Origin of the sequence: Methylibium sp. T29-B, from assembly GCF_000576225.1 — a bacterium.
GTDB classification, from domain to species: Bacteria; Pseudomonadota; Gammaproteobacteria; order Burkholderiales; family Burkholderiaceae_C; genus Methylibium; species Methylibium petroleiphilum.
In genome coordinates this window covers 1-11,542 of the sequence record NZ_AZSN01000119.1, presented here as the reverse complement: position 1 = coordinate 11,542, position 11,542 = coordinate 1, and the positions used below count along the sequence as shown (strand labels likewise).

Genomic DNA, 11,542 nt, shown 5'->3' with positions numbered 1-11,542 from the left:
GCGCGCACATCGGTGGAGAGCCCCACGTCCCTGGTCAGGACAAGATCACCGCTGCGGCGGACGCCTCCGCATGAACCGCGCTCAAGTGGTGGCCGCTGCCCGCGGCTGGATTGGCACGCCCTACCAACATCAGCAACGCCTCAAGGGTGTTGCCGTTGACTGCGCTGGCCTGGTGATCGGTGTTGCCAGAGAGCTTGGCATCGTCCCTCCTGAGATGGACGTGACCGGCTACCTCCGACTCCCCGACGGGGCGAGCCTCATCGCCTACTGCGATCAGTTCATGACTCGTGTCCCGTTGATCGAAGCGATGCCGGGTGACGTTCCTGTGGTCTGCCATCCGAGAAGCCCACGCAGGCACGCCGCGCACATGGGCATCTTTGGTGACTATCCCGGTGGCCTCTCGTTGATCCACGCAAACGGAACGAAGGTCGTGGAACACCGTTTCGATGAAGACACCAGAAGCAGGACTCTTCAGGTCTACCGCATGCCGGGGGTCGAGTAATGGCGCGCTTCGTTCTCTCTGCTGCCGCCGCGGCTGTCGCGACGTACTTTGGTGGGCCTTCCGCCGGCCTCCAGACATTTGCAGTCGTCTATGGTCTCTCGGCCGGCCTCGATCCAAACCAGAAGGTCAACGCGCCCTATCCCGATCTCTCAAGAGTCCCAGGGCGAACTACGGTGATCCTCTTCCATACGTCATAGGCGTCGCCCGTGTCCCTGGTGTCATCGCCTGGGCGAGCGAGAAGCGAGCAATAGCCCACACGCAAACCACGGGAGGGAAGGGCGCCCCTGGCGTTGACTCCACGACCTACACGACGGTCGTTGATGTCTTTTACCTCCTCACAGCGAACGAGATGGAGGGGCTTCGTCGTGTGTGGAGTTACGGAAAGCTCATTTGGACGGCTGATGCAGATGCTGATGACGAGAGCATCGACGCGAGCCAAACGACCGATTCGTGGGAGCGAATGACCTTCTACACGGGGGCTGCCGATCAACTCCCAGATCCGGACATGGAGGCATTCTTCGGGGTCGGTAACACGCCGGCTTACAGGCACAGGTCAGGCGTTTTCATCAAATCCTTGGTTTGCGCTGGTGGAGACCAACTTCCACTACTGAACTTCGAAGTAGTACAGCACGCCACCATATCGCCGGACCGGGATACGTGGCTGCTCATGACGCTCAACAGCAGCCCCGTCGATCAGTCTGACTACGCGCATTCAGCCGTTGCCTCTGGTGATGTGGCGATCACATCTGATGCGAGGTTCGGGGCCGGCGGGCTTGCTGGATCGAAGGCTAGCGCAAACAAGCTAACGATCACTCCATCTGCGTCTCGTCCAGTGGCTTCGAACGAGCCGTTCTGTTTCGAGGTGTCCACGAAGATATCGAACACAGGAGACAACGACGGGAATCACTTCTTCGCTGCCGGCCCTATCACAGTCGGTAGTTTTGAAGAGACGATGTACGTCGCGCTCGACGCACCGCTCGGGAGCGGGAATATTGAATTCCCAATCCTCCCAGGCTGGAACGACATTGCCGTTGACAGAAACAGCAGCGGAACGCTAGTGATCCGAAGGAATGGGACAGCGGTCTACTCGGGAACTCACTCAGCAGCTTTTAGCGTCGCAAACGTCGTCTTGCTTGGAACGACCAACAACGACACAGCCGATACGGTCAACGTTGACAACGTTCGGATCACCTTCGGCAAGCAACTGCACGATGATGATTATCAAGTCGTCGAGGTGTCGGATGGAACCACGGGACTCGTCACGCCGGTAGATCAGACGCTTGAAGACGCCGTGACCCAAATCCTGCAAAGAACTGGGCTTCTTGGTGCCTCCGATTTCGATGTGTCAGCGTTCGATTCGAAGACCGTTCGTGGGCTGTCGATCAACCAAGTGACAACCGCACGAGCGGTCCTTGAGATTTTCTGTAGTGGCTACCTTGCTCACCTAACCGAAGGCGATCAGATCATTGGTGGTTACAGAGGTTCGTCCTCTGTTGTGACCATCCCTTATGAGGATATGGGAGCCAGCGAGGCAGACCCTATTGCTGAGCCACTCCCAATTCGCCGATCGAACGATATCGAGCAGGCTTCAAGGGTAACGGTCAAGTACCTCAACGCACTCAAAGACTACCAAACAGGCGCAGAGGCTGGAGAACGCCTCATCACAGAGAGCACCTCTGATTCGGTGACAGAAATTGCGCTCGCCTTGACGCCGGCTGAGGCAAAGAAGCTGGCTGACGTTGCGACGATGGATATTGCTGTCGGCCTCTTGTCGATAGGCCCGATCAACGTGACGAGAAAATATGCTGGCGTCGAGGTCAACGACGTTGTTCTCCTTGTCAACAGCGACGAGAGCACCTACCGGGTTCGGGTTACCAAGATCACAGACAGCGGATTGATCCGGACGCTCGAATGTGTTCTGGACGATGCAACCATCGTCAACAGCGCAGCCGCCACGGACGAGAACTACACATCGACAAGCCTCGTTCGGAACAGCTCGCCGACGGTCACTGAACTGTTTGACGGCCCGATTCTGCGTGACGCCGACAACGACGCTGGCTTCTATGTCATGCAGAACGGTGGAGAAAAGTGGCCCGGCGGCACTCTCAGGCTAATGCCAGACGGCGCAACGCTGTCAACCATCACGGAACGAGCGATCTTCGGTACATGCTCCACGACGCTTGCTGATTGGACCGGCCCCCGTATTTTCGATGAAGTAAGCACGGTGACGGTTGATGTTGGTTCGGGTGAACTCAGCAGCTCTACTCGTGACGCGATCCTCAACGACCAGTCCATCAACGCATACGCGATCGGAGTGGATGGTCGTTGGGAACTGGGGCAGTTCAAGACAGCATCGCTCATCAGCACAGGTGTTTACATCCTCAGCGGGCTTCTGAGGGGCTCCAGGGGGACTGAATGGGCCATGACAGGCCACACCAGTGGGGAAACCTTCCTGCTGCTTCAGGCAGCGGGCATGCGCAGGGTTCCGATGGAGACCGGCCAACTCGGCATCGAAAGAACCTACCGTGGCGTGACCCTTGGAAGGCAGCTCGATACGGCCGACGACGAACTCTTCACAAACATGGGTGTCGGCCTCAAGCCGTTCAGCCCGTTCGACGTGAGGGCCACCAGGGACTCGGGTGACATCACCTTGACCTGGCAAAGGCGCTCACGACTCTCCACCAGAACGATCGGCCCATTGGGGATTTCTATCCCTCTGGGTGAGTCGGTGGAAGCCTATTCGATCGACATCTATGACGACAACACCTACACGACCGTCGTTCGCACGCTCACCTCAACGACCACGAGTGTCGAGTACAGCTCGGCAGATCAGACGACCGACTTTGGTAGCCCTCAAGCAACCGTCTACGTCGGCGTTTACCAACTCTCTGCCCAAGTCGGCCGGGGCACTGAACTACAGGCAGCAGCATGACCTTTCCTCAAACCATCAATGCTTCCGCTTCGCCTGAAGTGCAGGTGAATGAGAACTTTCTAGGGATCGCTTGGACCGGGTGCTACTCCAACAAGCCAAGTACCACGACTGGGCTGGTTCGCGGATACAACGGCGGTCGTTGGGGCGGGTTCTCGAAGAGTGACGAGAACCACACCTTTGGGACGAGCGTCACGACTTATGTCTCTGTGGACAAGTCCGACGGGACGCTCGACTTCAGCACCGCCAACACCAACTACAACAACGATACCGACTATGCCCGCGTCGAGATCGTCGTTACCGACGGTTCTGGAGTGACGGGCGTCACGGATGACCGCGGCGGGCCAGGTGGTGTTCATGGCGGCGGTAGCGCGGGCGGCAGTGGTGCCTCGACGACGCAGACTGACGAGATGATGGCTGGCTATATCGGGACCGTTGCCGACAAGTCATACAAGATCGTCGTCAAAGCCGCCCATGGTGGGACGATCACCGAGACAACGACGATCTCTGAAAGCGGTACGGTCACTGCGACATTCAAGATCAACACCACGGCCCTGGGCGGTACTGCGAACTCCGTTTCAAGCTCCGAGCAGAGTCAGGCCCACGCGAGTTCGAACGTGTTCGTTGCTGGTGACGATATTGTCATCACGACAACCTCAAACAGCGCCTGCCTGGGGATGAGCTTCACGATCAAGTACACGCGCACCCTCGCATGAACATCTTCATCGACACGGCGTCTGGCGGTGGTGGTGGACCTGACCCGGACTTCTCCAGCGTCGTGCTTCTTCTCCCGATGACGGGGACGGACGGGAGTACGACTTTCGTTGACGAGAGCAACTCGGCCCACAGTGTCACGGCGGTCGGCAACGCCCAAGTTAGCGACGACACCGCTCCATTCGGCGACGAGGCGGCCCTGTTCGACGGTACGGGCGACTACCTGCTGATCCCGACATCGACAGATTTCGATTTCGGTTCGGGGCTAGCTACGGTCGAGGGGTGGATCTACATCACCGCCATACCGGCCGCAGCCCAGCCGATCTACTCGAACATGAACAACTTTGAGTCGGTCGGGTTTCACATCTGGATCGACAACAACGCCCAACTCCAGTGCTACGCGGCGGGGGCGACTGGCGGCTCCGTCAGTTCTCTCGACGTGCCGCGCAATGCTTGGGTGCATTGGGCCGTGACGAAGAACGGCGCTGCTTACGCTTTCTGGGTCGGTGGCGCTTCTGCTGGTGGATCTACCGTATCCAGTTCAACCATCCCCGCGTCGACACGAGACCTAAAGCTAGGCTCTGCGGAGCCTTTCTTCATCGCATCAAGCTACTTTGATGGGCGGCTTGGCCCAATTCGAGTGACGAAGGGTGTCGTTAGGTACACGGGCGCCTTCACGCCGCCGACAGCCCATTTCCCAAACTCGTAGCCCTGGCAAAACATTCACCAGAACATGACATGGAACACGACACCAAGACCAGCATCGTGAAAGGCAGCTCCGCATGGGTGGCCGTCTTTATCGCAGACATCGGGATCAACTCATGGGGCGATGCGGCTGCGATGTTGGCCGCTCTTTACTCGGTACTCCTGATCTTCGAATGGCTGTGGAAGCGGATCTTCCGTGGCATCGCTGAGCGTCATGGGTGGGTCAAGCCCCGCAAGCGCGGCTACATCGAGCACACCGGGCCGGGTGATCTCTGATGGACCTCAACAAGTTCGGAGGCCGGCGATTCCTGCTGTGCCTCGGCTGCGGCGTGGCGACCACCGTCCTGACGTGGTTCGGAAAGATCGACGCCGGCACCTACAGCCTCGTGATTCTCGGAACGGTCGGCGCCTACGTGACCGGCAATGTCTACCAAAAGCGCGAAGAGATTCGTGCAACCCAAGGAACCCCATGAAAAAGTTCGTTGCCCTTCTGGCGCTCTCGGGCGCCTTTTTTTCGTCCTTCGCGGACGTGACGGTCCAAGTCCCGCAGCAAGTCATCCCGGGACAGTCGATCACGATCCCCGCCGATCCTGGCCTGAGCAAGCGCATTGCCGATCTTGAGGCTGCGGTATCCGTGCTTCAGGGTGCGCCGGCACCAACGCCCCCTGCCTCGACGCCGGTCCCGCCTGTCGTTCCCGCCAGTTCCATCGCGGCAGCCGACGTGTTCGCGGAGCTTGATGCGAACAAGCCGTTCGCCCAGCAGAAGGGCGGCGCCGGTCTGGAGTGTGCCGGCGTTGGTGTTGGTGGCGTCTCGTCCCTGAGCGACTCCGCTGGTTACTTCAATTCAACGAGCCCGGCCGGCAAGCGTTTCGGCAAGGTCGCCGATCCGCTCGATCCGTCTAAGCAAGTGCTGCTGTTTGCGCCGACCCGCAACGACAGCACGGCCGGCGGTGGCGGTTCGAAGCGCTGCGAGGTGAGTTGGTGGACGGTGCAATCTGGGTCGATCAAGCCCTACGTGGACATCTGGCACGCCTTCGGTCTCCTGATGCCGGACGGAGGCTATGACTTCCAAGCGGTGATCTCGCAGTACCACCAGACCACCAGCCAAACGGTGAATCCTTGGTCTGCTATCCAGGCCGAGAAGGATCGCTTGATGCTGTTCGTTCGCAGCAACACCAACAGCCCGCCGACACAGGCCACGAACCAGACCCGCACCTTTGCTTCTCCCGGTATCCCGAAGACGAAATGGACGGTATTCGTCATCAAGATGCGGATCGACCCGCGGGCGGGTGGTCAAGGCTACTTCCAGGCCTGGCGCGATGGCGTGCAGTTCGCGAACTACGCCGGCCCCACCGGCTACGCCACGATCGACCAGAACCCGACGTGGCAGAAGTTCGGCTTCTACCCCTGGGACTATGCCAACTGGTCTAGCCCGACCGCTGTCCGAGTCCTGTTCAAGGCGCCGGTCTACGTCAAAGACCCGACCGGATCGAAGTACAGCGAATCCGATCTTCGGTCCTACGTGCTGGCGCGGTGATGAAACTCGCCACGCAGGACTTCGAGCGCGCCGCCCAGAGACTGCACTGCCCGCTCGCGGCTGTCCGGGCTGTCTGCGAAGTAGAAGCCCCGCGCGGCGGGTTCAATCCTGACGGGTCGGTGGTCACGCTGTTTGAGGGGCACTGGTTCTACAAGCTGACCAAGGGCGCCTACGCGCAGTCCCACCCGACCTTGTGCTTTCCAAACTGGACTCGCATCCACTACGGAAAGACGTGGCAGGAAGAGCAGGACCGCCTCAAGGAAGCGCAGTCCCTCGCTTACGACGCAGCGTGCAAGTCTGCATCGTGGGGGCGCTTCCAGATCATGGGCTTCAACCACGTCATCGTCGGCTTCGCTGGGGTCCGTGAGTTCGTCAAGGCCATGCAGGAATCGGAGGGCGCCCAGCTTGACGCCTTCATCGCGTTCATCGAGCACCAAGGTCTAGCCGACGAACTCCAGCGAGGCGACTGGAAGACCTTCGCCCGCATCTACAACGGCCCTCGCTTCTACGAGAACCGTTACGACGAAAAGCTATCCGCCGCCTACCGGAAGTGGGCAACCTCCTGAAAGGAACCATCATGGAACTCATCTTCGCTGCATTCTTCGGCGTGCTCGGCTTTGCCGGCGGCGCCTTCTGGTATCACCACAACCTCAAGCGTCACCCGGAGAAGATCGCAAAGATCGTCGCTGAGGTGGAAGCCGCGAAGGCCAAGGCTGACGCATTCCGGAGCTGACATGCGCGCCTTCACGGAGAAGCTCCTGGCTTCAGTCGTGATCCTCGTCCTCGGCCTGGGCTTCTCTGCCGCTGCGCCGATGGCGATCCTGTCTCTGACGTTCCGGTCGGTTCGTGAGGCGTGGCGGTGAACATCTACGCCGTATTGGCCGCTGTCGTGATGCTAGGCGCCAGCCATGCCGCGACCGGCTGGTGGTTCTACGGCGCTGGGCAGGACAACAAGACCGCCGAGCAATCCGCCGTGAGCGAAGCAGCCAAGCAAGCCGGTGAGGCCGCTGCCAAAGCTGCTGCAGCCGCAATCAGCAAGATCGAGGTGAAGCATGTCACGATCAATCAGCGGGCGGATACGGTCATTCGCGAGGTGCCTGCCTATCGTGAGTGCCGCCATGACCCTAGCGTCGTGCGCGACATCAACGAAGCCAGAACAGGGATCGTTGGCGGTGGCCTCGTGCCCCCACTTCAGCCTTGGTCGATGACTCCTTCGGGTCGACGACCCGGGCTCTGATCGACACATCGATCCAGTATCGAAAGTGCGCTTGTGCGGCCGGGGTCGTGGAGCTTTGCCAATGAGGCTCATCCTTGTTGTTTGGGAGGATGCCTCGGTAGTGGACGACGCGACTTGGATCGACCGATCCAGCGCCCCCAAAGCCCACGCCGTCATCTTCCATCAAGTCGGCTGGCTAGAAAGCATCGACGAAACAGCGGTCGTCCTGACTACGGCAGTCAGCGATCAGATCATGGCCGCGAGGGATCGGATTCCTCTAGGCATGGTCAAGACCATCTTGGAGCTAGACCCGGCCACAGGGGTTCCTGTCGCGTTGCCGAAGAAGAAACGGAAGCGTGCATGAGCAGCCCAATCGAGCACGTCGACGAGCAACTCAAGTTCTGGGCCAGCGAGACTCAGTGCAAGTACATCGATGCCGTGAACCAGCACGGCTCTATGAGGGCCGCTGCAAGAGCATTGGGCTTGAACTACGGCACCGTTCGGATGGCGATCAAGGCCGCGACGAACCGGGCCGTTCTGAAAGGCTACGCACCAGGCCAAGACCTGACTCACATCGTTCCCGATCCGCTGATGCTCAAGGGAACGTCTACTCTGTACGGGGAGGACGGCAAACCCAAGCTCCAATGGGTCAAGACGAAGGTCGATGACGAGAAGCGGGAGCAGATGATCCGCGAGGCCGTGGCCTCGTTGCTGGAAGAGACGCCACGGCTGGCTCCGCTGAAGGCCCCGAAACATGTCTCAGAGTCCCTGTGCAACGTCATCACCCTGACTGACGTTCACGTCGGGGCCAAAGCCTGGGGCAAGGAGACCGGCGCGGATTGGGATCTTGCCATTGCAGAGAAAACGGTCATCGGCGCAGTGGAGCACCTGGTCGCGGCCTGCCCTCCTGCGGGGACGGCGGTGATCGCCCAGCTCGGAGACTTCCTGCACCAAGACGGGCTAGCGGCAGTCACCCCGACCAGCGGGCACCAACTCGACAGCGACTCCCGGTTTTCCAAGGTCGTGCAGGTTGCAATCCGCATCCTTCGGAGAACGATCGACGTGGCTTTGCAACGTCACGCCAGGGTCGTCGTCCTGATGGCCGAGGGCAACCATGATATGGCCTCGTCGGTGTGGCTGAGGCAGATGTTCGGCCTGCTGTATGAGAACGAACCCCGCGTGTCGGTGATCGACTCCGAGCTACCCTACTACGTCCACCAGCACGGCAAGACGATGCTTGGCTGGCATCACGGCCACCTTCGGAAGCCCGACAGCCTGCCGCTGCTGTTCGCGGCGCAGTTCCCGGCCATCTGGGGCACGACGACCCGTCGTTACGTCCACACCGGCCACCTCCACCACAAGCACGAGCGCGAGCACTCCGGGGTGACGGTGATCCAGCATCCGACCATCGCGGCGCGGGATGCGTACTCGGCTCGGAGCGGCTACGTGTCCGATCGGGAGATGACCGCGATCACGTACAGCGATGCGTTCGGGCAGGTTGCGAGGGCTACGGTGTGCCCGGAGATGCTTGAACAGCGCTAGGGCTGTATCCCTGGGTTACAGATTAGAGCTTGTCCATCCGGTCGGAGCGCTCCGGCCGCAGGCCAGAGGCGGTCTGTCTAGAGCTTCGGCCACTCAACCACCGAGACCTCGGCTCCGGGCGGCACAAAGCTAGGCCTTTGATGTCGGGCCCATTCGGCGCGTTGCTCGGGCGTCATCTCGTCCGGGCAGTGCTCCAGCATCAGGCGTCTATCTCCGCTTGCTTGGACGCAAGGGCGCGGCGCAGGCGCTCGATCTCATCCGCCGCGTCTAGGGCCAGCTTCGTCGGGAGTCGCGGGGTCGGGCGCGGCCTGATCTTCGCCGAACCTTCGGCGAATTGGAACGTGAACCGCGGGGCGCGCAGCCGGTCAACGATGTCTGTGGTCATGTCGTCTCCGAAAATCGCCCGAACTGAATCGGCAAGACGTTGATTGGAAACGACATTTTGGTGCCTCCGACAGGAATCGAACCTGTATCTGCCGCTTAGGAGGCGGCCGTTCTATCCATTGAACTACGGTGGCGGCGGGCTGGATTGTAGGAGGCCAGCTGCGGCCTCAGTTCCAGCGGAAGATCCAGATCAGGTCGACCGCCGGGTCCTCGCCCGACTGGGCGCGCAGCGTGAAGCGCTGCGCAATGCGGTAGATCAGCTGCCAGTTGCCGGCGGTGGCGTTCAGGCCGCGCTCGTAGCCTACGTAGACCCGGTCGGAGATCTGCTTGCCGACCGTGACCACGGTGTCCTTGACGGCGCCGTCGCTCTGCCGCACCGACAGTTCGTCGAGTCGCAGCAGGCCCGCCACGTCCAGCGGGTTCTTGCCGTCGGCGCCGTCGCCGGCCAGCAGCGCGAACGCGGCGCGCTGCAGCAGCAGCACATCGCCGCCGGCCAGGCTGTCATAGCTGCGGCCGGTGACCAGCAGCGCCAGCTTCTCGGTGCCGGGCAACTCGGGGTCAGAGAACAGCCGCACCCGCGGCGACTGCACGTTGCCGCCGACGATGACGCCGACGCGGGTGTCGGTGTTGGCGCGCACCGCCTGGATGTCGAGCCGCGGATTGGCGATGTCGCCCACGAAGGTGATCACCCCGCGTTCGATCGCCAGCTTCTGGCCATAGGCCTCGTAGGTGCCTGCATCGGTGCGGATTTCGCCATGTGCCGCCAGCCGGCCGCCCGGCGTGGTGAGGCGCAGGTCGCCTTCGAGTCGGGTATCGAGCCGCGTCCGCGCAGCTTGAAGCGCGGGCCGAGGTTGACCGCCAGGCGCAGGTCGACGGTGCGCGGTGTGCGCGGCGCCGCCGTCTCGGTCGCCGCCGTGGCGTCGCCGGCGCGGCGCACGGTCACGTCCTCGCCGAGCGTGGGCGCGTCGCTGCGGCTGATGTCGATCAGGCCCTCATCGGCCCGGAAGTCGCCGTCGATCCTGATCGTCTGCGCATCGAGTGCCAGGCTGGCCTGGCCGCTGGCGACGACACGCCGGTCGACGCGGCCGAGCACCGTGGCGCGTTCGGCCGTGAGCTGCAGCCGAGCCTGGGGCGCGTCGCCCAGGCGCGCGTCGCCGCTGGCGCGCAGTTCGCCTTCCCCGGCCTTGAACCGCAGCGTGGTCAGCCGGGCGGTGTCGCCATCGAAGCGGGCATCGAGTTCGCCGTCGGACAGGGCCACGCCTTCGAGTGTGTTGCGCAGCGCGAGCTGGCGGCCGGCGAGCTGCCCCGTCAGATCGGGACCGCCGAACCGCCCCCCGACGAGCAGGGTGCCGTCCATCTGCCCGCCCAGGCGCCAGCCGGCCGGCACCCAGGCCCCCCAGGCGCCCAGGTTCTCGACCTGCACCCGCAGCGCGCCCTCGACCGGTGCGTCAGGGGCGGGCCACAGCAGGTCGGGCGCGGTGCGCACGGTCTGTGCGCCGACCACGCGCCCGAGCTGGGCGCCGGCGACGAGCTGGTTGAACTGCCACAGGCCGGACTCGGCCATGAACTCGAGTCGGGCGTCCGTGAGGCCCAGCGGCTGGATGCTGCCGAACTCGTTGACCTGCAGGTCGCCGCCGGTACGGGCGATCTCGATGTGCGCGCTGACCGCCGGATCGCTGCGCACGCGCACTTGCGCGCCGACGCGCAGATCGCCGACCCATCCGAAATCGGGCTGCAGCCGCCGCAGCAGGCGCGCCACCTCGAACGGTTCGACGTCGGCCTGCAGGTCGAGTTGCGGAGGCCGCTCGCTCTGGCGCTGCCAGCGCAGCGTCTGCCAGCGCAGCACCGCGCCCAGCACGTCGACGCTGCCCGGCGTCATTTGCCAGCGCAGCAACTGTTCTCCCTGCTGCAGTTCGAACGCGAGCTCGCGTGCGACGACCAGCGGCAGCGGCGCGACCTGGGGGGCGGGCCGCCGTCGCGTCGGGTGGGCGCGGCGCCCCCTGCCGCCGCGGG

14 protein-coding genes, 1 tRNA gene and 1 pseudogene are annotated in these 11,542 nt (G+C 62.4%); 13 read left to right on the top strand and 3 right to left on the bottom strand.

Features of this window, described 5'->3' with window-relative positions; translation table 11 throughout:
- Positions 1–70 precede the first annotated feature (70 nt).
- The 13 genes from Y694_RS24380 (at position 71) to Y694_RS16020 (ending at position 9,145) form a co-directional block, all read left to right on the top strand.
- Positions 71–502 carry a hypothetical protein gene (locus Y694_RS24380; protein WP_036234283.1) on the top strand — a complete coding sequence of 144 codons (432 nt, stop codon included), beginning with the start codon at positions 71–73 and terminating at the stop codon, positions 500–502.
- A 349-nt stretch (positions 503–851) separates the two neighbouring features.
- Positions 852–3,434: a phage tail protein gene (locus Y694_RS23595; RefSeq protein ID WP_197028802.1), complete on the top strand. Its 2,583-nt coding sequence runs from the start codon at positions 852–854 to the stop codon at positions 3,432–3,434.
- On the top strand, positions 3,431–4,147 hold the full coding sequence (locus tag Y694_RS16055; RefSeq protein ID WP_152543574.1) for a hypothetical protein: 717 nt from the start codon (positions 3,431–3,433) through the stop codon (positions 4,145–4,147). The genes Y694_RS23595 and Y694_RS16055 overlap by 4 nt, the downstream gene beginning before the upstream one ends.
- Positions 4,144–4,854, top strand: coding sequence for a LamG domain-containing protein (locus Y694_RS16050; RefSeq protein ID WP_036234274.1), 711 nt, complete (start codon positions 4,144–4,146; stop codon positions 4,852–4,854). The genes Y694_RS16055 and Y694_RS16050 overlap by 4 nt, the downstream gene beginning before the upstream one ends.
- 29 nt (positions 4,855–4,883) lie before the next feature.
- Entirely contained in the window at positions 4,884–5,126 is a 243-nt protein-coding gene (locus Y694_RS16045) for a hypothetical protein (RefSeq protein ID WP_036234272.1), read from the top strand.
- Complete coding sequence (locus Y694_RS16040; protein WP_036234270.1) at positions 5,126–5,323, top strand: hypothetical protein; 198 nt, start codon at positions 5,126–5,128, stop codon at positions 5,321–5,323. Before Y694_RS16045 ends, Y694_RS16040 begins: the two co-directional genes overlap by 1 nt.
- Entirely contained in the window at positions 5,320–6,387 is a 1,068-nt protein-coding gene (locus Y694_RS16035) for a heparin lyase I family protein (protein WP_036234268.1), read from the top strand. Before Y694_RS16040 ends, Y694_RS16035 begins: the two co-directional genes overlap by 4 nt.
- Complete coding sequence (locus tag Y694_RS16030; RefSeq protein ID WP_036234265.1) at positions 6,387–6,953, top strand: N-acetylmuramidase family protein; 567 nt, start codon at positions 6,387–6,389, stop codon at positions 6,951–6,953. Before Y694_RS16035 ends, Y694_RS16030 begins: the two co-directional genes overlap by 1 nt.
- An 11-nt stretch (positions 6,954–6,964) precedes the next feature.
- The gene (locus Y694_RS24375; RefSeq protein WP_155935842.1) at positions 6,965–7,120 is read left to right on the top strand and encodes a hypothetical protein; all 156 of its coding nucleotides are present in this window, start codon (positions 6,965–6,967) and stop codon (positions 7,118–7,120) included.
- 1 nt (position 7,121) lies between these two features.
- Complete coding sequence (locus Y694_RS26560; RefSeq protein ID WP_255343849.1) at positions 7,122–7,250, top strand: hypothetical protein; 129 nt, start codon at positions 7,122–7,124, stop codon at positions 7,248–7,250.
- Positions 7,247–7,624, top strand: a complete 378-nt coding sequence (locus tag Y694_RS24370) for a hypothetical protein (protein ID WP_036249926.1) — start codon at positions 7,247–7,249, stop codon at positions 7,622–7,624. The genes Y694_RS26560 and Y694_RS24370 overlap by 4 nt, the downstream gene beginning before the upstream one ends.
- A 61-nt stretch (positions 7,625–7,685) precedes the next feature.
- The gene (locus Y694_RS16025) at positions 7,686–7,967 is read left to right on the top strand and encodes a hypothetical protein (RefSeq protein WP_036234262.1); all 282 of its coding nucleotides are present in this window, start codon (positions 7,686–7,688) and stop codon (positions 7,965–7,967) included.
- Complete coding sequence (locus Y694_RS16020; protein ID WP_081771419.1) at positions 7,964–9,145, top strand: LysR family transcriptional regulator; 1,182 nt, start codon at positions 7,964–7,966, stop codon at positions 9,143–9,145. Before Y694_RS16025 ends, Y694_RS16020 begins: the two co-directional genes overlap by 4 nt.
- Before the next feature lie 199 nt (positions 9,146–9,344).
- On the opposite strand, the gene Y694_RS16015 is transcribed toward Y694_RS16020, so the two are convergent.
- The 3 genes and pseudogenes from Y694_RS16015 to Y694_RS26070 all read right to left on the bottom strand — a co-directional run bounded on the left by Y694_RS16015 (position 9,345) and on the right by Y694_RS26070 (position 10,886).
- Positions 9,345–9,530, bottom strand: a complete 186-nt coding sequence (locus tag Y694_RS16015; RefSeq protein ID WP_036234259.1) for a hypothetical protein — start codon at positions 9,528–9,530, stop codon at positions 9,345–9,347.
- A gap of 58 nt (positions 9,531–9,588) precedes the next feature.
- Positions 9,589–9,663 (bottom strand) — tRNA-Arg (locus Y694_RS16010).
- 33 nt (positions 9,664–9,696) lie between these two features.
- A pseudogene (locus Y694_RS26070) lies at positions 9,697–10,886 on the bottom strand (translocation/assembly module TamB domain-containing protein).
- Positions 10,887–11,542: the final 656 nt, after the last annotated feature.

Bases quoted from the DNA above. Each gene is read 5' to 3' on its own strand.
- Y694_RS24380 (WP_036234283.1), top strand. From the start codon at position 71: ATGAACCGCGCTCAAGTGGTGGCCGCTGCCCGCGGCTGGATTGGCACG.
- Y694_RS23595 (WP_197028802.1), top strand. From the start codon at position 852: ATGGAGGGGCTTCGTCGTGTGTGGAGTTACGGAAAGCTCATTTGGACG.
- Y694_RS16055 (WP_152543574.1), top strand. From the start codon at position 3,431: ATGACCTTTCCTCAAACCATCAATGCTTCCGCTTCGCCTGAAGTGCAG.
- Y694_RS16050 (WP_036234274.1), top strand. From the start codon at position 4,144: ATGAACATCTTCATCGACACGGCGTCTGGCGGTGGTGGTGGACCTGAC.
- Y694_RS16045 (WP_036234272.1), top strand. From the start codon at position 4,884: ATGGAACACGACACCAAGACCAGCATCGTGAAAGGCAGCTCCGCATGG.
- Y694_RS16040 (WP_036234270.1), top strand. From the start codon at position 5,126: ATGGACCTCAACAAGTTCGGAGGCCGGCGATTCCTGCTGTGCCTCGGC.
- Y694_RS16035 (WP_036234268.1), top strand. From the start codon at position 5,320: ATGAAAAAGTTCGTTGCCCTTCTGGCGCTCTCGGGCGCCTTTTTTTCG.
- Y694_RS16030 (WP_036234265.1), top strand. From the start codon at position 6,387: ATGAAACTCGCCACGCAGGACTTCGAGCGCGCCGCCCAGAGACTGCAC.
- Y694_RS24375 (WP_155935842.1), top strand. From the start codon at position 6,965: ATGGAACTCATCTTCGCTGCATTCTTCGGCGTGCTCGGCTTTGCCGGC.
- Y694_RS26560 (WP_255343849.1), top strand. From the start codon at position 7,122: ATGCGCGCCTTCACGGAGAAGCTCCTGGCTTCAGTCGTGATCCTCGTC.
- Y694_RS16025 (WP_036234262.1), top strand. From the start codon at position 7,686: ATGAGGCTCATCCTTGTTGTTTGGGAGGATGCCTCGGTAGTGGACGAC.
- Y694_RS16020 (WP_081771419.1), top strand. From the start codon at position 7,964: ATGAGCAGCCCAATCGAGCACGTCGACGAGCAACTCAAGTTCTGGGCC.
- Y694_RS16015 (WP_036234259.1), bottom strand. From the start codon at position 9,530: ATGACCACAGACATCGTTGACCGGCTGCGCGCCCCGCGGTTCACGTTC.